Raw genomic sequence first — 20,399 nt, 5'->3', positions numbered from 1 at the left:
ATGCCCGACGTCACTCCGATCCCGCTGTCGCGGCTCACGACGCTGCGCACCGGCGGCGTCCCCGAGCGCATGATCGATGCCACCACCGCCGAGGAGCTCGTCGCGGCACTCCGCGACGTGTGGGCCTCGGGCGACGAGTGGCTCGTGCTCGGCGGCGGGTCGAACCTGTTCGTCGGCGACGAGCCGTTCGAGGGCACCGTCGTGCGTGTGCTCACGAAGGGCATCGAGCGGATGCCGTCGCCCCTGCCCGGACGGGTGCGCCTCAAGGTGCAGGCGGGTCACGACTGGGACCACCTCGTCGCGTACGCGGTGTCGGAGGGCCTCGGCGGCGTCGAAGCGATGTCCGGCATCCCCGGGACCGTCGGCGCAGCGCCGGTGCAGAACATCGGCGCGTACGGCCAGGAGATCGTGCAGACCCTCAGCGAGGTCGAGCTCCTGGACGAGTCGACCGGCGAGCTCTCCACGGTGCCGGCCGCCGAACTCGGGCTCGGCTTCCGCACGTCGGTGCTGAAGCACCACTACGGCTCGGTGCCCGCGCGTCGCGCGGTCATCCTGACGGTGACGCTGGACCTTCCGGAGATCGGGCAGGGCGCACGCCGCATCGCGGGCGACCAGCTGCGCTCGGCGCTGCGCCTCGCACCCGACGACGAGGTGACCCTCGCGTGGGTGCGCGATCGCATCCTCCAGACCCGTCGCAGCAAGGGCATGGTGCTCGATCCCGACGACCCCGACACGTACAGCGCCGGATCGTTCTTCCAGAACGCCGTGGTGTCGGCATCCTTCGCCCGCACGCTCCCCGACGAGTGCCCGCGCTGGCCCGTGCACCCCGACCTCGACCCTGTGCTGGTCATCCCGCTGGCGACGTTCGACGGCTACGTGCCGCCGCCCACGACCGTCGAGTCCGACGTGAAGGTGAGCGCCGGCTGGCTCATCGAGCACGCCGGGGTGCGCAAGGGGTTCAAGCTTCCTCGCTCCCGCGCGGGTCTGTCGACCAAGCACGCGCTGGCGCTGACGAACCGGGGAGAGGCGACGGCGGCCGAGCTCGCCGAACTGGCCCGGTTCATCCAGGGCCGTGTGCAGTCCGAGTTCGGGCTGATCCTGCAGCCCGAGCCCGTGCTGGTGAACGTCGAGCTCTGACCCCTGGTCGGGCAGCTCGCCCGGTGACCGGGGCGGTCGCGCAGAACACAGAACGCGGATGCCTCTCCTCGAGGCATCCGCGTTCTGAAACCGCGGCGGCAGGTCAGGCGGTGAAGAGGCGCTGCATGCGCTGGATGCCTTCGAGGAGGGCGTCGTCGCCGAGCGCGTACGACAGGCGCAGGTAGCCCGAGGGCCCGAACGCCTCACCGGGGACGACGGCGACCTCGGCCTTCTCGAGGATGAGGTCGGCCAGCTCGAGCGAGGTGGTCGGGGTGACGCCCGCCCACTCGCGGCCGAGCAGTCCGCGCACGTCGGGGTAAGCGTAGAACGCGCCCAGCGGCGTGGGGACCTCGACGCCGTCGATCTTGGCGAGCTCGGTCACGATCGTGCGGCGGCGACGGTCGAAGGCCAGGCGCATCTGCTCGACCTCCTGCTGCGGGCCGGTGAGGGCCGCCAGCGCCGCGCGCTGCGCGATGTTGTTGACGTTCGAGCAGAGGTGGGACTGCAGGTTGCCGGCGATCTTGATCGCGTCCTTGGGGCCGACCATCCAGCCCAGGCGCCAGCCGGTCATCGCGTACGTCTTCGCGACGCCGTTGACGAGGATCGTCTGCGCCGCCGCCTCCGGCACCGCCTCCACGATCGACACGGCGCGCGTGCCTTCGTAGACGAGGTTCTGGTAGATCTCGTCCGAGATGATCCAGATGCCGTGCTCGACGGCCCACTGCCCGATCGCCTGGGTCTCTTCGAGGGTGTAGACCGAGCCGGTCGGGTTCGACGGCGACACGAAGACGAGCGCGGTCGTCCGGTCGGTGCGCGCGGCCTCGAGCTGCTCGACGGTCACCTTGTAGTCCTGCTCGGCACCGGCGAACACCTCGACGGGGATGCCGTCGGCCAGCGCGATCGCCTCGGGGTAGGTCGTCCAGTACGGTGCAGGCAGCAGCACCTCGTCGCCGGGGTTCACCACGGTCTGGAAGGCCTGGTAGACGGCCTGCTTGCCGCCGTTGGTGACGATGATCTGCGACGGGTCGACCTCGAGTCCCGAGTCCCGCAGCGTCTTGCCGGCGATCGCCTCGCGCAGCACGGGAAGTCCCGCCGCCGGCGTGTAGCGGAAGTTCGCGGGGTCGCGCAGCGCCTCGGCTGCGGCATCCACGATGTACTGCGGGGTGGCGAAGTCGGGCTCGCCGGCCGCGTAGGAGATGACGGGCCGGCCGGCGGCCTGCAGCGCCTTCGCCTTGGCATCGACCTTGAGGGTCGCGGACTCGGCGATGGCGGAGAGCTTGCGGGAGAGCGGTGCGCGTTCTGTCACGCTTCGAGCGTAGTCGGCGCACGCACCGCGGTCAGCCCGCCGATCGCGTGCGCGTGGCCCGCGACTGTGCACGAAACGCCGCGCGCGCGACGGATCGTCCGGATGGCGAGCGCACTACCCGCCGCCTCGACCGCACGATAACCTGTGCCTCGTGGACGCCTGGATCTGGGGAGCGGTCGTACTCGCCATCGTGCTCGTCATCGCCGGTGGCATCGCCTGGTGGCTCGCGCGCGGGTGCGTGCTGACACTGATCGGCGCGACCGGCGCGATCGTCGGCGGGCTGCTGTCGCTGCTGGTCCTGGTGTTGCTGCTCGACCCCGAGGCGGGGCTGCGGGCGGCGGCGATCATCACGGTCGGCTCGGGAGCATGGCTGCTCGCCTGGGCGCTGGCCGGCGGCATCCGCGGCCAGCGGCTGCTGCACGCGGAGGAGCGGGCGGATGCCGAGGGCGGCGCCGCTCCTGTGCCCGCGTCCGCGGTGCGCTGACCACCCCGAGGCGGGGCCGCGCGACAGCGCCAGGTGGATGACGCCCATCCACCGAATGGGGGATGGGCGCTCCTGCGGATGACGGCTGGCTGCGGCATCCGTCTGCCACGACGCTGGAGTCATGCAGACACAAGCGGTGCGGGTGCGGAACCTGCGCAAGACCTACGGCGACCGCACGGTCGTCGACGGGGTGTCGTTCGAGATCGAGCGCGGCGAGACCTTCGCGCTGCTCGGACCGAACGGAGCCGGAAAGTCGACCACCGTCGAGATCCTGGAGGGGTACCGCCGCCGCTCGGGCGGCGAGGTCGAGGTCCTCGGCATCGATCCCGCCACGGGCGGCCTCGACTTCAAGGCGCGGCTCGGGATCGTCCTCCAGTCGACCGGCCAGTCCGGAATGGTCACCGTGCGCGAGCAGCTGCGGCAGTTCGCCGGCTTCTACCCCGACCCGCGCGACGTCGACGAGGTGATCGCGGCCGTCGGACTCGAGGCGCAGGCCAAGACCCGCATCTCGAAGCTGTCGGGCGGACAGCAGCGGCGCGTCGACGTCGCCCTCGGCATCATCGGGCGTCCGGAACTGCTGTTCCTCGACGAGCCCACCACCGGCTTCGACCCGCACGCGCGACGCGAGTTCTGGGACCTCATCCGCCGGTTGCAGGCCGAGGGCACGACCATCGTGCTGACGACGCACTACCTCGACGAGGCGGCACAGCTCGCCGACCGCGTCGCCGTGATCGCCTCCGGTCGTCTGCAGGCGATCGGTGCGGTGGCGGGGTTCGGTGGCGAGGTCGCGCGGGTTCCGATCGTGCGGTGGGTGGAGGACGGGATGCCGCGGCACGAGCGATCAACGGATCCGTTCGCGTTCGCGACCGCCCTCGCCGAGCGCCTGGGGGAGACGCCCGCCGAGCTCGAGATCGTGCGTCCCAGCCTCGAAGACGTGTACCTCGAGCTGGTCGCCGGGACGACCTCCGACCCGGTCGCCGGTGCGGCCGCCGTGAGAGGAGCAGTGCAATGAGCGCGACGGTCGAGAAGACCCGGGCTGCCGGTATCCGTCCGCGGCGACGCAATCTGGTCGCCGTGGGAGTGTGGCGAGCCAGGTTCGAGCTGATGCAGTACTTCCGCTCGGGCGACACGCTCTTCTTCACCTTCCTCTTCCCGATCTTCATGCTCGGTCTGTTCAGCGTCGCCTTCGGGTCGGACGGGGACGTGCAGATAGCCCCCGACGTGCCTCCGATCTCGATGGCCGAGCTCTACCTTCCCGGCATGATCGCGGCGGGTCTGCTGCTCTCAGGGTTCCAGAACCTCGCCATGGACATCGCGATCGAGCGCTCCGACGGCATGCTCAAGCGCCTCGGCGGGACGCCGCTGTCGCCGGTGAGCTACTTCATCGGCAAGATCGGACAGGTGCTGGTGACAGGGGTGCTGCAGTCCGCGCTGCTGCTGCTGTTCGCCTCGGCCGTGCTGGGTGTGGAGCTTCCGACCGAGCCGGCGCGGTGGGCCACCTTCGCGTGGGTCTTCCTCCTCGGCATCACGACATCGGCCCTCCTCGGCGTCGCGCTGTCGTCCGTGCCGCGCACCGCCAAGAGCGCGACCGCCGTCGTCGTTCCGATCGCCCTGGCGCTGCAGTTCGTCTCGGGTGTGTACCTGACGTTCTCGCAGCTCCCCGAGTGGCTGCAGAACGTGGCGGGGATCTTCCCCCTCAAGTGGATGGCCCAGGGCATGCGCGCGGTGTTCCTGCCCGACGCCTATGCGGCGCTCGAGCAGAACGGCGAGTGGAACCTCGCGGGCGTCGCGATCGCGCTCGCCGTGTGGCTGATCGTCGGCCTCGTGCTGTCGCGCGTCACCTTCCGGTGGATCCGGCCATCCGCGTAGCCTGCCGGTGGGACACCTCACCGCCCGACGGCATCGGCCTCCGCTGAGTCTGCGGAGGCCGGTCGGCGCGTCGAGTGAAGGGATGATGGAGCGATGCTGACCAGACGCGGGTGGGACGCGATCGTGTCGATCGTCTCGGCAGTCATCGCGATCGCGCTCATCTTCCTCTTCCCGCCTTCCAGCGTCGCCCGTACCGCGATCGCGCTCGCCGCGATCGGTCTCTTCGTGCTGGGCTACGCCCTCATCGGCCGCGACGCCATCGAGCCGCCGCGCGCGGCGTGGCGATATCCCGCGTTCCTGTCGGTGGCGGCCGTCGCGGCGGGGATCGGTGCAGGCGCGGCCCCTTTCATGGCGATGCTCCAGACCCTCGCGTATCCGCTGGTGTGGGTCATCGGCGACTCCCGACGACGCGGGATCGGTGGCTCCGCGGTCATCGCGGCGAGCGTGTTCGTCGGCGCGAGCTTCGGCTACGGAGCGAACCTGGACTCTCTTCTCGCCGGCGGGACCACGGCCGTCTTCTCCCTGGCATTCGCGATCGGCATCGGGCTGTGGATCGCCCGCATCGCCGAGTACGGCGAGGAGCGAGAACGCCTTCTCGCCGAGCTGACGGCTGCGCAGACCGAGGTCGAGGCTCTGAGCCGGGAGCGCGGCGCCTCCGCGGAGCGGGAGCGCCTTGCCCGCGACATCCATGACACCCTCGCCCAGACGCTCGCAGGACTGGTGATCTTCGCGGAGCGCGCCGGCCGACAGTCGAAGGAAGGACAGTCGGATGCCGCCGCCGCGACGATCGCGACGGTGGAGCAGGTCGCGCGCGACGCCCTCGCCGAGGCCCGCGCGCTCGTGGCCCGCACCGCGGCCGTGCCCACCGAGCCGGCCTTCGGCGCCGCGGTGGAGCGGCTGGTCGAGCGCTTCCGCGACCACGGCGCGGCGCGGATCGCGCTGGAGGCGGGCGGGGTGTCGGGCGACCTCGATCGCGAGGCGCAGGTCGTGCTGCTGCGGTGCTTGCAGGAAGCGCTGTCGAACGTGACGAAGCACGCGGGCGCAGCGAGCGTCACGGTGCGCGTGGAGGTCGAGCCGGATGGTGCCGCGATCCTCCGCGTGAGCGACGACGGGCGCGGCTTCGATCCGTCGCTGCCGGGGACCGGCTTCGGGCTGGAGGGCATGCGCGAGCGCGTGGCGCTCGCCGGGGGCGCACTCGAGGTCTCGTCTGCGGCGGGCGAGGGGGCGACGCTGACGGTGCGGCTTCCTGCGCCTGTCCGACGTGAGGACCGCCTCCCCGGTGTGGCGCCGATCGCCGCCGCACCCGAACCTTCCGGCGTCGCCACGACTCCCACCCCGCGAACGAAGGGAATCCGGGCATGATCAGGCTGCTCATCGCCGACGACCACCCGGTGGTGCGCGCCGGCCTCGCCGGTCTGCTCTCGGACGAACCCGGCTTCGAGGTGGTGGCCGAGGCATCCGACGGCGACGAAGCGGTGCGTCTCGCGGCCGCGACGCGTCCGGACGTCGTCCTGATGGACCTGCGCATGCCGAGCGTCGACGGCGTCGCGGCGACAGCGCGGATCGCCGCGGGTGAGGCGGGCGACCCGCCGCCGCGCGTGCTGATCCTCACGACGTACGAGTCCGACGACCAGATCCTCGCCGCGATCGAGGCCGGCGCGACCGGGTACCTCCTCAAGGCTGCACCGCAGGCCGAGATCGTCGCGGGCGTGCGGTCTGTCGCGGCGGGACAGTCGGCGCTGTCGCCGCAGGTGGCGGTGCGGCTCGTCGAGAGGATGCGGCGTCCCGAGCCCGAGACGGTGCTGACGGCGAGGGAGCTCGACGTGCTGAGGCTCGTCGCCATCGGCCACAGCAACAAGCAGGTGGCGGTGGCGCTCGGGATCGGCGAGTCGACGGTCAAGACGCACCTGCTCAAGGTGTTCGAGAAGCTCGGCGTCGCCGATCGCACCCGCGCCGTGACCCTGGCCATGGAGCGCGGCCTGCTCGGCTGAGAACGACGGATGCCTCGGACCGGCCGGTCCGAGGCATCCGTGGTGTTCGAGGGCAGCGGCCTCAGTTGAACTGGTTCATCGTGTTGTGCTGTCCGCCCGCCTTGAGTGCGGCGTCACCGGCGAAGTACTCCTTGTGGTTGTCGCCGATGTCGCTTCCCGCCATGTTCTGGTGCCTGACGGTGGCGATGCCCTCGCGGATCTCGCGCCGCTGCACGCCCTTCACGTAGGCGAGCATGCCCTCGTCGCCGAAGTACCCCTTCGCGAGGTTGTCGGTCGACAGCGCGGCCGTGTGGTACGTCGGGAGCGTGATGAGGTGGTGGAAGATCCCGGCGCGGGCGGAGCCGTCGCGCTGGAACGTGCGGATCTTCTCGTCGGCCAGCCGCGCCAGCTCGGTGTCGTCGTACGCCGCGCTCATCAGGTCGCCGCGGTCGTAGGCCGAGACATCCTCGCCCTGCTCGGCGAGCAGGTCGTACGCCTGCTGGCGGAAGCTGAGCGTCCAGTTGAACGACGGGCTGTTGTTGTAGACGAGCTTCGCGTTCGGGATCTCCTCGCGGATCGCGTCGACCATGCCGGCGATCTGCTCGACGTGCGGCTTCTCGGTCTCGATCCACAGCAGGTCCGCGCCGTTGCGCAGCGACGTGATGCAGTCGAGCACGACGCGCTCCTCACCGGTTCCTGGGCGGAACTGGTACAGGTTGCTGGCGAGACGCTTCGGTCGCAGCAGCTTGCCGTCGCGCTTGATGACGACGTCGCCGTTGCCGAGGTCGGCGTCCGAGATCTCCTCGACGTCCAGGAACGAGTTGTACTGGTCCCCGAGGTCGCCGGGCTGGTGCGTCACGGCGAGCTTCTGCGTGAGTCCGGCGCCGAGCGAGTCGGTGCGGGCGACGATGATGCCGTTGTCGATGCCCAGCTCGAGGAAGGCGTAGCGCACCGCGGTGAGCTTGGCGATGAAGTCCTCGTGCGGGACGGTGACCTTGCCGTCCTGGTGGCCGCACTGCTTCTCGTCCGACACCTGATTCTCGATCTGGATGGCGCAGGCGCCCGCCTCGATCATCTTCTTCGCGAGCAGGTACGTGGCCTCGGGGTTGCCGAAGCCGGCGTCGATGTCGGCGATGATCGGCACCACGTGGGTCTCGTAGTTGTCGATCTGCGACTGGATGAACTCCACCGCGGTGTCGTCGCCGGCGGCACGCGCCTCGTCGAGCCGCGTGAAGAGCAGGTCCAGCTCGCGGGCGTCGGCCTGGCGCAGGAACGTGTAGAGCTCCTCGATGAGGGCCGGCACCGCGGTCTTCTCGTGCATCGACTGGTCGGGCAGCGGGCCGAACTCCGACCGCAGCGCCGCGACCATCCACCCCGACAGGTAGAGGTAGCGCTTGTTCGTGCTCTTGAGGTGCTTCTTGATCGAGATCAGCTTCTGCTGCCCGATGAAGCCGTGCCACACGCCGAGGGACTGGGTGTAGACCGACGAGTCGGCGTCGTACTCGGCCATGTCGCGGCGCATGATGTCGGCCGTGTACTGGGCGATCTCGAGTCCGGTGCGGAACCGGTTCTGCGCCCGCATGCGGGCGGCCGACTCGGGGTCGATGGCGTCCCAGCTCGATCCGTGCTGCTCCTTGAGCGCCTGGATGGCTTCGATGTCGTCCTGGTAGGCGGTCATGTTCGTCTCCTTGTTGGTCTCGGGGGATCAGTCGGACTCGGCGAGGTACTTCGCGTAGGCCGGCAGCGTCAGGAACGCCGGGAAGTCCTGGCCGAGCGCCACCTCGCGGAAGATGTCCGCCGCGTCGTCGAACCGGTCGCCTTCGCGGCGCTCGACCTCGCCCAGCACCTGCGCGATCAGACCCTCCACGTACTCGCGGGTGATCGGCGTGCCGTCCTCGGTGGTGCGGTCCTGGTGGATCCACTGCCACACCTGGCTGCGGCTGATCTCGGCGGTCGCGGCGTCCTCCATGAGGTTGTCGATGGCGACGGCGCCCAGGCCCCGCAGCCACGCCTCGATGTAGCGCACCGCCACCGACACGTTGCCGTGCACGCCCGTCGCCGTGATCGGGCGTCCGATGTGGACGTCGATCAGGTCGGAGGCCGACACCTCGACCTCGGGGCGCTGGCGGTCGAGCTGGTTCGGCCGGTCGCCCAGCACCGCGTCGAACTCCGCGCGCGCCACCGGGATGAGGTCGGGGTGGGCGACCCAGGTGCCGTCGAAGCCGTCGCCGGCCTCGCGCTTCTTGTCGGCCGCGACCTTCTCGAACGCGCGCTCGGTCACCTCGGGGTCGCGCCGGTTCGGGATGAAGGCGCTCATGCCGCCGATCGCGAAGGCCCCGCGCTTGTGGCACGTCTTCACGAGCAGCTCGGTGTAGGCCCGCATGAACGGCACGGTCATCGTGACCTCGCTGCGGTCGGGGAGCACGAAGCGCGCACCGCGGCCGCGGTAGTTCTTGATGATCGAGAAGATGTAGTCCCAGCGACCGGCGTTCAGGCCCGCGATGTGGTCGCGCAGCTCGAACAGGATCTCCTCCATCTCGAACGCCGCGGGCAGCGTCTCGATGAGCACCGTCGCGCGGATCGTGCCGTGCGGGATGCCGATGTACCGCTCGCTGAAGGTGAAGACGTCGTCCCACAGCTTCGCCTCTTCGCTCGACTCGAGCTTGGCGATGTAGAAGTACGGGCCGCGGCCGTTGGCGATGAGCTGCTGGGCGTTGTGGAAGAAGTACAGCCCGAAGTCCACCAGCGACCCCGACGCGGACATGGTGCGCCCGGCGCGGTCGGTGAAGCGGATGTGCTGCTCGGGCAGGTGCCAGCCGCGCGGGCGCATCACGATCGTGGGCGTCTCGGTCGCCGTGACCTCGTAGCGCTTGCCCTCGGGGCTGGTGAACGAGAGTTCGCCGCGGATCGCGTCGCGCAGGCTCAGCTGGCCTTCGATGACGTTCTTCCAGGTGGGGCTGGTGGCGTCCTCCTGGTCGGCGAGCCACACCTTCGCGCCCGAGTTCAGCGCGTTGATCGTCATCTTCGGGTCGGTCGGGCCCGTGATCTCGACGCGGCGGTCCTCGAGTCCGGGACCGGCGCCGGCGACCTTCCACTCGGCGTCCTCGCGGATGTGCCGGGTGTCGTCGCGGAACTGCGGGTCGTGCCCGTTGCCGATCTCGAACCGGCGGCGCATGCGGTCGGCCAGCCGGTCGTGGCGGCGGGCGCCGAAGCGGTGGTGCAGCTCCGTGAGGAACGCGAGCGCCTCGGGCGTCAGGATCTCGTCGTAGCGGGGGCCGAGGCCGGCGACGATCTCGATCGCGGGCTCGTGGGTCTGGGTGGGGATGGGACCCGTGCGCGTACGCATCGGGGTGGCGGTTGCAGGTGTCATGTCCCTGCCTTCCTGTGAACGAATGTGTGGAGAGTGAGGGATGCCTCGACTCGGCGTGTGCGTCGGGTCGCGGCATCCGGTGATCCGGGTCCGGGTCCATCAGTAGGTCGTGACACCACTCTGCGGTGAAGTTCGGGGGTGGACCTGACGAAATCGGGTGTGAAGTTTTCGCAGATTTCTGTTTTCGTGACAGAATCGGCCCATGACGACGACGTTGACCCCCGATGTGCGCGGTGAAGTCCCGGACGATGAATCCGTGGATCCGCTCACCATGGGCCGCCGCATCCGGCAGCTGCGCACCGATCGCGGCATGACGCTCGAAGAGCTCGCCGCCGCCGTCGACCGCGCGCCGAGTCAGTTGTCGATGATCGAGAACGGCCGCCGCGAGCCGAAGCTCACGCTGCTGCAGGCGATCGCGCGGGCACTGGGGTCGTCGATCGACGCGATCCTCGAGTCGGAGCCGCTCGACGAGCGGGCCACCCTCGAGATCTCGCTCGAGCGGGCCATGCGGGGGCAGACGTTCCAGGCGCTCGGCATCCCGCCGTTCCGCATCGGCAAGACGGTGCCGACGGAGGCGCTGAAGGCCATGCTGGCACTGCAGGGCGAGATCGAGCGGCTCCGTGACGAGCGCGCCGCGACCCCCGAGGAGGCCCGTCGCGCCAACGTCGCCCTCCGCAAGCTGATGCGCACGCAGAACAACTACTTCGCCGAGCTCGAGCAGCAGGCGCGCGGGATCCTCGACGCGGTCGACCACCCCGGCGGTCCGCTGACGCAGCGGACGGCATCCGACATCGCCGCGCATCTCGGGTTCACGCTGCACTACGTGCCCGACCTGCCGCAGACCACCCGCTCGATCGCCGACATCAAGAACGGCCGGCTGTACCTGTCCAGCCGCCTCGCCACGAAGGGCGACCCGCGCACGGCGGTGCTGCAGGCGCTGTCGAGCCGGATCCTCGGGCACCGCGAACCGACCTCGTACGCGGACTTCCTGCGTCAGCGCGTCGAGACCAACTACCTCACCGGCGCGCTCCTCATCCCCGAGGCGCACGCGGTGCCGTTCCTGCAGGAGGCGAAGAAGGATCGCTCGATCTCGATCGAGGACCTCCGTGACGCCTACTCGGTGTCGTACGAGACGGCCGCGCACCGCTTCACGAACCTCGCGACGGTGCACCTCGGACTGCCGGTGCACTTCCTCAAGGTGCACGAGTCCGGCGTCATCACGAAGGTGTACGAGAACGACGACGTGAACTTCCCGACCGACCGGCTCGGGTCGATCGAGGGGCAGATGTGCTGCCGGAAGTGGACCTCGCGCGTCGTCTTCGACGTCGACGACCACTTCAACCCCTACTACCAGTACACCGACACCGGCAACGGCACGTACTGGTGCACCGCCCGCGTGGAGCTCTCCAGCGAGGGCGCGCACTCCATCAGCGTCGGCGTGCGCTTCGACGACACCAAGTGGTTCCTCGGCCGCGACACCCCGAACCGCGGCGTCTCGAAGCACTCCGTCGAGGTGTGCTGCCGGCGGGCCCCCGCCGAGCTGGAGGCATCCTGGCGCGAGCAGGCGTGGCCGAACGTGCGCACACCGCGCACGCTGCTCGCGACGCTCCCCACGGGCGCGTTCCCGGGCGTGGACACCACCGACCTGTACGCGTTCCTCGAGGCGCACGCGCCGCGCTGAGCCCCGTCCGGCTACCGGACGATCCGCCGCAGGGGGGCGCATCGCGTGCGTGCCCGGAGAGGTCGCGGCGACGCGGGGTTGCCGCTGCGGCTCCGTCCACGTTCGTCACACAATGGTTCGATCTTGTTTAGTCAAGCTTGACTATGTTAGTTTTGAGCTGCCATCAATGACGAACGGCCGAGAAGGGACTCTCAATGGCTCAGACCTCTGCGGAACGGACCCGAATCCGCGCAGCCGCCACCCTGACGTGCGTACTCGCTGCCGCGCTGACCCTCGCGGGATGCGCCACGCAGCCCGCCGGCGGCGGGAGCACCCCCGCCGACGCGGCAGTCGACGCGGACACCTGCAAGCGCAATCAGGATGCCGGCACCATCACCTACATCTCCGGCTACGGCTACTCCGCCAGCGCCGGCCAGCTGGACGTGTTCCTCGCCGACGAGCTCGGCTACTTCGACGACCTCTGCCTGGACGTCGAGATCAACGCGTCCGGGGCCAACGGGCAGCAGCTGGTCGCCTCCGGCCAGGCGCAGTTCACCGCGCTGGGCTCGGCATCCGATGTCATGCTCGCCGCCGCCAACAGCAAGAACCTCACCGCGGTCGCGACCTACGGCACGACCTCGCCGTTCTCGATCTTCGGCAACGAGCGGCTCGAGAGCCTGAAGGACCTCGAAGGCGGATCGCTCGGCTACTTCATCAACCTCACGCCCATCGCCTCCGCGATGCTCGACAACGCCGGCGTGGACGTCTCGAAGGTCGAACTGGTCAAGATGACCAACTACGACCCCACCGTCGTGGTGCGCGGCCAGGTCGACGCGATCGTCGGCTACGCCTCCAACCAGCCGCAGTCGCTGAAGGCGATGGGCGAGCCGTTCTCCGAGTTCCTCCCCGCCGACCTCGGCGTCGAGGGCACGTACAACGTGATGGAGGCGAACTCGAAGTTCCTCGCCGAGCACCGCGAGGTCGCCGCCGACTTCATGCGCGCGACGCTGCGCGCCCTGCAGTTCTGCCTGGACGACGCCGACGAGTGCATCGACATCCTGGCGAAGCTCGCCGAGGACGGCGGCCAGGGCGCCGCGTTCCCGCGGGAGCAGCTCGCCCGCACCTGGGCCGTCGAGTCCGAGTGGGTGCGCACCAGCGCCGGCGGCAACCCCGGCGTGCAGACCGAGGCGATGTGGGAGCCCGAGTACGAGCTCGTGCTGAAGTACGGCGACGTGAAGAAGCTCCCCGAGATCGCGGACATGATGGACGTCGACCTCGTGGCCGGCCTCTACGACGGCGACACCCTCGTGTGGCCGGAGGGCAAGTGATGTCGGCGATGGGAACCGGTGTCGAGGTCCGCGGGGTGTCGAAGTCCTTCGGCGTCGACGGCCGCCGGGTCACCGTGCTCGACGACATCAACCTCACCATCGGCATGGGCGAGTTCGTCTCGGTCATCGGCCCCAGCGGCTGCGGGAAGTCGACGCTGCTGAAGGTCGTCGCCGGCCTCATCGACGCCGACGAGGGCTCCGTCACGATCGACGGCGAGAGCGTCAGCGCGGCATCGCGCGACAAGAAGATCGGCCTGGTGCCGCAGTCGCCGGCGCTGCTGCCGTGGAAGACCGTGCTCGACAACGTCCGCCTGCCGCTGCGCATCAACCGCAAGGCCGACGACAGCCGCACCCTCGGCGACGCCGAGTCGCTGCTGTCGCAGTTCGGCCTCGGCGCCGCGATGTCGAAGTACCCGGGGCAGCTGTCGGGCGGCATGCAGCAGCGCGCCGCGATCGCCCGGGCGTTCGTGTTCGACCCCGCGATCATGCTGATGGACGAGCCGTTCTCGGCGCTGGACGAGATGAACCGCGACCTGCAGCGCATGGCGCTGCTGGAGTTCTGGCAGTCCAACCGCAAGGCGGTGATGTTCGTCACGCACTCTGTGCCGGAGGCGATCATGCTCTCCGACCGCATCGTCGTCATGGCGGCGCACCCCGGCCGCATCGCCGAGGTGATCGACGTGAACCTGCCGCGACCGCGCACCGAGGACGCGTACGCCACCGACGAGTTCCGCGACCTGGAAGCCGTCGTGCGCGGCTCGCTGCGCGCGCAGATGGAGAAGGCCCATGTCTGAGACGACCCTCCGCGACACCACCGCGACGCTGGCCACCGCGGCCGCCCGCAAGAACCCCCGCTCGGGCATGCCGGCGTGGCTGCACTGGCGGGGATGGGTTCCCACGGTCATCACGTTCCTCGTCGCGGCCATCCTGTGGCAGCTGACCGCGATCGCGAACCCGTACGTCGTGCCCACGCTGGACGCGATCGCCGCGAGCCTCATCGAAGACGCGGACATGTACTGGTCCAACTTCCTGGTGACGCTCCTCGAGGTCGTCGTCGGTGCATCGGTCGGCATCCTCGCAGGGTTCGCCCTGGCCGTCGTGATGGCCGAGTTCCAGATCATCGAGCGGGCCATCATGCCGCTCGTGATCGTGGTGATGGTCACCCCGATCGTGGCCATCGCGCCGGCGCTCGTCGTGGCGTTCGGGTTCGGCATGATCCCGAAGTTCATCGTCACCGGGCTCGTGGTGTTCTTCCCGATGCTCGTCAACTCCCTCGCCGGGCTGCGCGACGTCGACCAGAAGGCGCTCGACGTCTTCAAGACGCTGCACGCGAGCCGGTGGGAGATCTTCCGCGAGCTGCGCTTCCCGGGGAGCATGCCCTACGTGTTCGCCGGCCTGCGGATCGCCCTCCCGCTGGCGGTCGTCGGCGCCGCCGTGGCCGAGTTCGTCGCCGCCGGTCAGCAGGCGGGCCTCGGCTCGCTCGTGACCACCTCGGCCGCGCAGGCGAACCTCCCCGTGACGTGGGGCGCCATCACGCTGCTGTGCGTGCTCGGCGTGCTCCTCATCGTCCTCCTCGCCCTGGTGCGCAAGCGCGTCCTGTGGTGGAGCGAGGGCGACGTCACCGCTCGCTGACGCCGCGAGGCGATCCCGCGAGGCCCGTGCCCCGCGGGGTCTCCTCGGCGCGCCTGAAATCGGCGGCATCCGGGCTCCGCCCCCTGACCCCTTCATCGAACGAAAGGCATCACTCATGGTGAAGCAGCTGCGTCTCGGACTCTTCGAGAACGCCCAGGCGAACGACTCGGGCACGGCGACCTGGCGCCATCCCGACAATCAGCGGTACCTCTTCGACCGCCTGGACTACTGGCGCGACACCGCGACCCTCGTCGAGGACGCCGGGTTCGACTTCATGTTCCTGGCCGACGCCTGGGGCTGGGCGGATGTCGCGGGCTCCCGCCCCGACGTCTGCTCCATCGAGGGGCTCGACCTGCCCCGCCTCGACCCCGCCATCGTGCTGGCGGCGCTCATCCCGCAGACCAGCCGCCTCGGCCTCGTCGCCACCGGTTCGACGCTGCTGGAGGCGCCCTACGCCTTCGCCCGCCGCATGGCGACGCTCGACATCCTCTCGGGTGGGCGCATCGGCTGGAACGTGGTGACCACGGGCACCGCCGACACCGCCGTGCAGGGGTTCGGCGTGCCGATGGTCGGCCACGACGAGCGGTACGCGATGGCCGACGACTTCATGCAGGTCGTCTACAAGCTGTGGGAGCAGGCATGGGACGAGGGCGCGCTCGAGCGCGACAAGTCCGGCCGCTTCGCCGATCCCGCCAAGGTCCACCGCATCGCGCACGACGGGCCGTACTTCCGTTCGCACGGCTACGGCAACACCTCGCGCTCGCCGCAGGGCACGCCGGTGCTGTTCCAGGCCGGAGCGTCCCCGGCGGGCCGTGCGTTCGGCGGCAAGCACGGCGAGGCGATCTTCGTCGGCAGCGGAACCGTCGAGCAGCTGCGCGACCACTCCTCCGGCATCCGCGCGGAGGCCGTGAAGAACGGCCGCGCCGCGTCGGACGTCAAGATCATGTCGGCGTTCGCGGCCGTGGTCGGCTCGACCGAGGAGGAGGCGCGCCGCACCTACGCCGAGGTCGCCGACGCGCAGAACCCGGAGGTGACGGTAGCGTCCTACGCATGGTTCACGGGTCTCGACCTCTCGTCGTACGATCCGGCCACGCCCATGGCCGAGCTGAGCACCGAGCTGTCGCAGACCCAGGTCGCCCGCTTCGCCGACAAGACGGTCGGCGACGTGCTGGGGGACTGGCACGCGCACGGCGTCGGGGCGCGGCCGATCGTGGGGACCCCCGAGCAGATCGCCGACCGGATGTGCGAGCTCGCGGAGGGCGCCGACCTCGACGGCTTCCTGTTCTCGCCGGTCATCCCGCCCGCGTCGACGAAGGACTTCATCGACCACGTCCTGCCCATCCTCAAGGACCGCGGCGTGATCGCGCCGCAGCCCGCCGAGCCGCAGTCGCTGCGCGAGCGCCTCATGGGCACGCCGACGGCCGCCCTCGCGGCGTCGCACACCGGCTCCGGCTACCGGCGTTCGGTCTGACGAGGGCCCCGGCATGACGACGCAGCTGTCCGGCGTCGCCGTCGTGGGGAGCGCGAATCTCGACCTCGTGGTCGGGATCTCGCGCCTCCCCGTGCTCGGCGAGACCCTGCTCGGCACCGCCGTGGGCCGGTTCTCGGGCGGCAAGGGCCTGAATCAGGCGGTGGCGTCCGCCCGTTACGGTGGGCCGACCGTCCTGTGCGCGATGGTCGGCGACGACGAGGCGGGCGAGTTCCTGCAGCGGGCGGCGACGGATGCCGGGGTGCGCGGTTCGCTGCGGCGGACCGCTGCGCCCACCGGTGTCGCGCACGTGCTCTCGGTCGGCGGCGACAACAGTATCGTCGTGGCTCCCGGAGCCAACGCCGAGCTCACCGCCGAAGACGCCGTCGCCGACATCTCCGGCGCGGCCGTCGTGCTCGCCCAGCTCGAGGTGCCCGTCGAGGCCGTCGCCGCTGCGCTGGCCGCCGGCAGGGCGGCCGGAGCGGTCACGATCCTGAATGCGGCGCCCGCCTCGCCGGCCGCGCTGCCGCTGCTGCCCGACGTGGATGTGCTGGTGGTCAACGAGACCGAGTGCGACGAGCTCGGCGGCCTCGAGTGCCTCAGCGCCGCGGGCATCGTGGTGCGCACCGAGGGCGCCGCGGGCGTGACCGTCCATCGCGCCGGCATGTCGCCGCTGGCGATCCCCGCGTTCCGGGTCGATCCCGTCGACACCACTGGCGCCGGCGACGCCTTCTGCGGCGTGCTCGCCGCTGCGCTGGCGGCGGGGGAGGCGATCGAGGATGCCGTCGTGCAGGCGTCGGCGGCGGGGGCGATCGTCGTCCAGCACCTGGGCGCGACGACCGCTCACCTGACGCCGGCGGCGGTCGCCGCGCTCATCGCGCGCTGATCCGCGCCGCGACCCGCGTGCCGACCGGCGCGCGGGTCAGGCGGTCGCGGCGGCCGGCTCCTCGCCGGCGAAGGTGTACTCGCCGGCGCGGATGCGCTCGATCAGCGCGATCGCCCATTCCTTCTCGGCCTTCAGGCGTGCCGTGGACAGGTCGAAGATCTCGCGTACGTACTTGGGCGTCGACTCCGACCGCAGCGTGTCCTGCACGTGGAAGCCGTTGGTCGTGATGATCGCGTCGCTCTTGGTGAGCCGGTGTTCGAGACCCGCGATCACTTCCTGCCGGCTCAGCACGAACATGAACGACGCGATGGTCATGATGCGCTGCGTGTCGAACGGCTCGACGTTCCACAGGTTCTCACGCAGCATCCGCTGAAGTTCGATCTCCCCGGACGGGGTGATGCGGTAGGTCGTGCGCGCGGGCCGCTTGCCCTCGGCCTCGGTGCCGCTCTCGGCGATGTAGCCGTCCACCTCGAGCGCGCGCAGCGCGTTGTAGATCGAGCCGGGCTGGATGTGGGCCCATTCGTCGACGTGCCAGGTCATGAGCTCGCGCCGCAGGAAGTACCCGTGGACGGGCTGGAACTGCTTGACGGCGCCGAGGATGACGAGTCGCGTGGTCGACATGGTCCTCATGCTATCGAGGGAGGGCCCGATCCGTCCTTGTTTGTATGGTCAAGAATGCGTATGATCTTACATAGTCAAAGTTGACGAAGAAAGGATGTCGCGATGACGACCGTCACCACCGAGACCCTTCCCTGGGACCTGGCGCTGCGCCGCGCCTTCTCGTCGTTCCCCACCGGCGTCGTCGCCCTCGGCGCCCGCGTCGGCGACCGGACGGTGGGCATGGCCGTCAACTCCTTCACGTCGATCTCGCTCGAGCCGGCGCTGGTCGGTGTCAGCGCCGCGCGCACCTCCAAGACCTGGCCACTGCTGCGCTCCGCTCCGGCATTGGGGATGAGCGTCCTGGCCGCAGGGCACGAGCCGCTCAGTCGCCGGCTGTCGGCGCGCGACCAGGAGGATCGCTTCGGCGACCACGGTCGGCACGTGACCGACGACGGCGCCGTCCTCATCGAGGGTGCGGCCCTCTGGCTCACTTGCCGGCCGCACAGCTTCTTCGACGGCGGCGACCACGAGGTCGCGCTGTTCGAGCTCGCCGACGTCACGGTGTTCGACGACGTGGAGCCCCTCGTCTTCCACCAGAGCCGCTACCGCGCGTTCGCCGGCGACGTCCCGCCGCCGGCGTGAGCGCACTCCCGTCCCTGCACGGGCTCGTCGTCCACGGTGACGGACGGGGGAGGGGCATGGGGTTTCCCACGGCGAATCTGCTCGTGGACCCCGGCGACCTGCCCGCGGACGGCATCTACGCCGCGCGGGCGGGCCGACAGGGAGAAGGTCTTCCCTGGTGCGCGACCGTCAGCGTGGGCGCCAACCCGACCTTCGCCGGTGACCGCGAACGACGGCTCGAAGTGCACCTGCACGACGTCGACGTCGACCTGTACGGCACGACGCTCGTCGTCGAGTTCGTCGAGTTCCTGCGACCGACGGCGCGCTTCGACGACGTCGCGCACCTCATCCGGCAGTCGGCGCTGGACGTGACGCTGTGCCGAGAGCGGCTCGCCGCGGCGGCCTCCGGGCACCTGCAGGAGCGCTGACGGGCGGATGCCGCTGCGTCAATGGCGGCCCGCCACCAGGTCTGCCACGTGCGCGGGCCATGCCGTGCGCTCGGAGCCGGACGCCTCCATGCGGTCGGCCATCCCGTAGGCGGTGTAGATCGCGTTCACGGCCGTCCACCGCAGTGGTTCGACCTCCCACCGCTTGGCGCGGTGACCCACCCACGGCAGACGCGCGAGCTCGGTGTCGCGTCCGAGCACGAGATCGGCGAGCGTGCGCCCGGCGAGGTTGGTCGCGGTGACGCCGGTACCGACGTAGCCGCCCGCCCAGCCGAGGCCGGTCGCCGCGTCGTGCACGACGGCCGCGGCCCAGTCGCGCGGCACGCCGAGCACACCGGCCCAGGCGTGGGCGATCGGCGTGGTCGCGGCATCCGGGAAGAACCGTCGCAGCAGCGCCGTGAGCGAGCGGATCGTGCGCTCCTGGGTGGTGCCGTCGGTGTCGACGCGCGAGCCGTAGCGGTAGGGCACGCCGCGCCCGCCGAAGGCGATGCGGTCGTCGCCGGTGCGCTGCGCGTACATGTAGACGTGGGCGAAGTCGCCGAGCACGTCGCGGCCGTCCCAGCCGACGGCGTCCCAGAACGACGCCGGCAGCGGCTCGGTCACGATCATCGACGAGTTCATCGGCAGCCACGTGCGGTGCTCGCCCCGCAGATCGGCGGTGAAGCCCTCGGTCGCCCGCAGCACGTGCGCAGCGCGCACCGTGCCGCGGTCGGTGAGCGCGCGGCCGGGAGCGATCTCGCGGACATGGGTCTGCTCGTAGATCGGCACCCCCAGGCGCTCGACCGCCTCCGCGAGCCCGCGCGCGAGCTTCGCCGGGTGCACGCGGGCGCAGTGCGGGTGCCACAGGGCGCCCAGCGCGCCGTCGATGCGGATCCGGGATGCCGCGGCTGCGGCATCCAGCATCTCCACATCGGTGTGCGGCCACTCCTGCTGGGCCGCCGCGGTCGCGCGCAGCCGGGCGAGCTGCGACGGGGTGCGGGCGACGTCGAACTCGCCGCCCTTGACGATGTCGGCGTCGATGCCCTCGCGGGCGGCGACGGCGATGACCTCGTCGACGGTGTCGTTGAGGGCGCGCTGCTGGGCGTTCGCGGCATCCCTGCCGTGGGACGCGACGTAGCGGCCGCGGCCCCCCGTCACGGTGTTCGTGAGCCAGCCGCCGTTGCGACCGGATGCCCCGAACCCGGCGAAGCGCTGCTCGAGCACGACGATGCGCAGGTCGGGCTGCGCCCGCTTGAGGTAGTACGCGGTCCACAGTCCGGTGTACCCGCCGCCCACGATCGCGACGTCGGCGTCGATGTCGCCGGGCAGCGCGGGGCGCGGTGCCGGCGTCCCGCCGAGGCTCCGCCACCACCACGACACCTCACCGTTGGGCACTGCGGGCTCGGTCATGGGCCCATCCTGCCGTGCCGCGCGGGCGCGCTCGGCGGGCAATCCGTCCCGATCTCCGGCCCGCGCCGGTCGATCGAACCGGCGACGTCCCCGGCGGCCGGCCACCCCCTGCACCAACCCCTCGCCCGCGAGAACGTACGTGCTCGCCGAGACCGCACGTCGTCGCTGTCGACGACATGTGGAATCGCCGAGACCGTACGTCCTCGACCGGCGAAGGAGAGCGCCGGCCGGGC

19 protein-coding genes are annotated in these 20,399 nt (G+C 70.6%); 14 read left to right on the top strand and 5 right to left on the bottom strand.

Features of this window, described 5'->3' with window-relative positions:
• Complete coding sequence (locus AC1DDU_RS03290) at window positions 1–1,137, top strand: UDP-N-acetylmuramate dehydrogenase (RefSeq protein WP_477431198.1); 1,137 nt, start codon at window positions 1–3, stop codon at window positions 1,135–1,137.
• Window positions 1,138–1,240: 103 nt separating this feature from the next.
• Here AC1DDU_RS03290 and AC1DDU_RS03285 read toward each other — a convergent pair whose 3' ends face one another.
• Entirely contained in the window at window positions 1,241–2,443 is a 1,203-nt protein-coding gene (locus AC1DDU_RS03285; RefSeq protein ID WP_477431197.1) for a pyridoxal phosphate-dependent aminotransferase, read from the bottom strand.
• Between the two features lie 151 nt (window positions 2,444–2,594).
• On the opposite strand from AC1DDU_RS03285, the gene AC1DDU_RS03280 reads away from it, so the two are divergent.
• From AC1DDU_RS03280 to AC1DDU_RS03260, 5 genes are all read left to right on the top strand, one after another.
• Entirely contained in the window at window positions 2,595–2,927 is a 333-nt protein-coding gene (locus AC1DDU_RS03280) for a hypothetical protein (RefSeq protein WP_477431196.1), read from the top strand.
• Between the two features lie 121 nt (window positions 2,928–3,048).
• On the top strand, window positions 3,049–3,939 hold the full coding sequence (locus AC1DDU_RS03275; RefSeq protein WP_477431195.1) for an ABC transporter ATP-binding protein: 891 nt from the start codon (window positions 3,049–3,051) through the stop codon (window positions 3,937–3,939).
• A complete protein-coding gene (locus AC1DDU_RS03270; RefSeq protein ID WP_477431194.1) occupies window positions 3,936–4,796 on the top strand; it encodes an ABC transporter permease in 861 nt (286 codons plus the stop codon). Before AC1DDU_RS03275 ends, AC1DDU_RS03270 begins: the two co-directional genes overlap by 4 nt.
• A gap of 93 nt (window positions 4,797–4,889) precedes the next feature.
• Window positions 4,890–6,158: a sensor histidine kinase gene (locus tag AC1DDU_RS03265; protein WP_477431193.1), complete on the top strand. Its 1,269-nt coding sequence runs from the start codon at window positions 4,890–4,892 to the stop codon at window positions 6,156–6,158.
• Window positions 6,155–6,787 (top strand): response regulator, encoded by a 633-nt coding sequence (locus AC1DDU_RS03260; protein WP_477431192.1) that lies wholly within the window; start codon window positions 6,155–6,157, stop codon window positions 6,785–6,787. The genes AC1DDU_RS03265 and AC1DDU_RS03260 overlap by 4 nt, the downstream gene beginning before the upstream one ends.
• Window positions 6,788–6,848: 61 nt before the next feature.
• Here the strand turns inward: AC1DDU_RS03260 and AC1DDU_RS03255 are convergent, their stop codons facing one another.
• Together AC1DDU_RS03255 and aceB are read right to left on the bottom strand one after the other, a co-directional pair.
• Complete coding sequence (locus AC1DDU_RS03255) at window positions 6,849–8,444, bottom strand: isocitrate lyase (protein ID WP_477431191.1); 1,596 nt, start codon at window positions 8,442–8,444, stop codon at window positions 6,849–6,851.
• Window positions 8,445–8,471: 27 nt separating this feature from the next.
• Window positions 8,472–10,136 carry a malate synthase A gene (aceB, locus tag AC1DDU_RS03250; protein ID WP_477431190.1) on the bottom strand — a complete coding sequence of 555 codons (1,665 nt, stop codon included), beginning with the start codon at window positions 10,134–10,136 and terminating at the stop codon, window positions 8,472–8,474.
• 202 nt (window positions 10,137–10,338) lie between these two features.
• Here aceB and AC1DDU_RS03245 point away from each other — a divergent pair, with 202 nt between their 5' ends.
• From AC1DDU_RS03245 to AC1DDU_RS03220, 6 genes are all read left to right on the top strand, one after another.
• The gene (locus tag AC1DDU_RS03245; RefSeq protein ID WP_477431189.1) at window positions 10,339–11,817 is read left to right on the top strand and encodes a helix-turn-helix domain-containing protein; all 1,479 of its coding nucleotides are present in this window, start codon (window positions 10,339–10,341) and stop codon (window positions 11,815–11,817) included.
• Between the two features lie 194 nt (window positions 11,818–12,011).
• Entirely contained in the window at window positions 12,012–13,124 is a 1,113-nt protein-coding gene (locus AC1DDU_RS03240) for an ABC transporter substrate-binding protein (RefSeq protein WP_477431188.1), read from the top strand.
• Entirely contained in the window at window positions 13,124–13,918 is a 795-nt protein-coding gene (locus AC1DDU_RS03235; protein ID WP_477431187.1) for an ABC transporter ATP-binding protein, read from the top strand. The genes AC1DDU_RS03240 and AC1DDU_RS03235 overlap by 1 nt, the downstream gene beginning before the upstream one ends.
• Window positions 13,911–14,756 (top strand): ABC transporter permease, encoded by an 846-nt coding sequence (locus tag AC1DDU_RS03230; RefSeq protein WP_477431186.1) that lies wholly within the window; start codon window positions 13,911–13,913, stop codon window positions 14,754–14,756. The genes AC1DDU_RS03235 and AC1DDU_RS03230 overlap by 8 nt, the downstream gene beginning before the upstream one ends.
• A 115-nt stretch (window positions 14,757–14,871) precedes the next feature.
• Window positions 14,872–16,227 carry an NtaA/DmoA family FMN-dependent monooxygenase gene (locus tag AC1DDU_RS03225; RefSeq protein WP_477431185.1) on the top strand — a complete coding sequence of 452 codons (1,356 nt, stop codon included), beginning with the start codon at window positions 14,872–14,874 and terminating at the stop codon, window positions 16,225–16,227.
• A 13-nt stretch (window positions 16,228–16,240) separates the two neighbouring features.
• Window positions 16,241–17,110 carry a PfkB family carbohydrate kinase gene (locus AC1DDU_RS03220; protein WP_477431184.1) on the top strand — a complete coding sequence of 290 codons (870 nt, stop codon included), beginning with the start codon at window positions 16,241–16,243 and terminating at the stop codon, window positions 17,108–17,110.
• Between the two features lie 36 nt (window positions 17,111–17,146).
• On the opposite strand, the gene AC1DDU_RS03215 is transcribed toward AC1DDU_RS03220, so the two are convergent.
• Complete coding sequence (locus AC1DDU_RS03215; protein ID WP_477431183.1) at window positions 17,147–17,731, bottom strand: PadR family transcriptional regulator; 585 nt, start codon at window positions 17,729–17,731, stop codon at window positions 17,147–17,149.
• 102 nt (window positions 17,732–17,833) lie between these two features.
• Between AC1DDU_RS03215 and AC1DDU_RS03210 the strand changes: the two genes are divergently transcribed.
• Together AC1DDU_RS03210 and AC1DDU_RS03205 are read left to right on the top strand one after the other, a co-directional pair.
• Window positions 17,834–18,352, top strand: coding sequence for a flavin reductase family protein (locus AC1DDU_RS03210; RefSeq protein WP_477431182.1), 519 nt, complete (start codon window positions 17,834–17,836; stop codon window positions 18,350–18,352).
• Entirely contained in the window at window positions 18,349–18,759 is a 411-nt protein-coding gene (locus AC1DDU_RS03205) for a riboflavin kinase (protein ID WP_477431181.1), read from the top strand. The genes AC1DDU_RS03210 and AC1DDU_RS03205 overlap by 4 nt, the downstream gene beginning before the upstream one ends.
• Window positions 18,760–18,777: 18 nt before the next feature.
• On the opposite strand, the gene AC1DDU_RS03200 is transcribed toward AC1DDU_RS03205, so the two are convergent.
• Window positions 18,778–20,166 (bottom strand): NAD(P)/FAD-dependent oxidoreductase, encoded by a 1,389-nt coding sequence (locus AC1DDU_RS03200; RefSeq protein ID WP_477431180.1) that lies wholly within the window; start codon window positions 20,164–20,166, stop codon window positions 18,778–18,780.
• Window positions 20,167–20,399 lie beyond the last annotated feature (233 nt).

It is taken from the genome of Microbacterium sp. 05T445, assembly GCF_056395865.1.
This window is presented reverse-complemented; position numbering and strand designations above follow the sequence as displayed.

Coding starts and splice junctions, on each gene's coding strand:
- AC1DDU_RS03290 (WP_477431198.1), top strand. CDS start 1: ATGCCCGACGTCACTCCGATCCCGCTGTCGCGGCTCACGACGCTGCGC.
- AC1DDU_RS03275 (WP_477431195.1), top strand. CDS start 3,049: ATGCAGACACAAGCGGTGCGGGTGCGGAACCTGCGCAAGACCTACGGC.
- AC1DDU_RS03270 (WP_477431194.1), top strand. CDS start 3,936: ATGAGCGCGACGGTCGAGAAGACCCGGGCTGCCGGTATCCGTCCGCGG.
- AC1DDU_RS03265 (WP_477431193.1), top strand. CDS start 4,890: ATGCTGACCAGACGCGGGTGGGACGCGATCGTGTCGATCGTCTCGGCA.
- AC1DDU_RS03260 (WP_477431192.1), top strand. CDS start 6,155: ATGATCAGGCTGCTCATCGCCGACGACCACCCGGTGGTGCGCGCCGGC.
- AC1DDU_RS03255 (WP_477431191.1), bottom strand. CDS start 8,444: ATGACCGCCTACCAGGACGACATCGAAGCCATCCAGGCGCTCAAGGAG.
- aceB (WP_477431190.1), bottom strand. CDS start 10,136: ATGACACCTGCAACCGCCACCCCGATGCGTACGCGCACGGGTCCCATC.
- AC1DDU_RS03245 (WP_477431189.1), top strand. CDS start 10,339: ATGACGACGACGTTGACCCCCGATGTGCGCGGTGAAGTCCCGGACGAT.
- AC1DDU_RS03240 (WP_477431188.1), top strand. CDS start 12,012: ATGGCTCAGACCTCTGCGGAACGGACCCGAATCCGCGCAGCCGCCACC.
- AC1DDU_RS03235 (WP_477431187.1), top strand. CDS start 13,124: ATGTCGGCGATGGGAACCGGTGTCGAGGTCCGCGGGGTGTCGAAGTCC.
- AC1DDU_RS03230 (WP_477431186.1), top strand. CDS start 13,911: ATGTCTGAGACGACCCTCCGCGACACCACCGCGACGCTGGCCACCGCG.
- AC1DDU_RS03225 (WP_477431185.1), top strand. CDS start 14,872: ATGGTGAAGCAGCTGCGTCTCGGACTCTTCGAGAACGCCCAGGCGAAC.
- AC1DDU_RS03220 (WP_477431184.1), top strand. CDS start 16,241: ATGACGACGCAGCTGTCCGGCGTCGCCGTCGTGGGGAGCGCGAATCTC.
- AC1DDU_RS03215 (WP_477431183.1), bottom strand. CDS start 17,731: ATGTCGACCACGCGACTCGTCATCCTCGGCGCCGTCAAGCAGTTCCAG.
- AC1DDU_RS03210 (WP_477431182.1), top strand. CDS start 17,834: ATGACGACCGTCACCACCGAGACCCTTCCCTGGGACCTGGCGCTGCGC.
- AC1DDU_RS03200 (WP_477431180.1), bottom strand. CDS start 20,166: ATGACCGAGCCCGCAGTGCCCAACGGTGAGGTGTCGTGGTGGTGGCGG.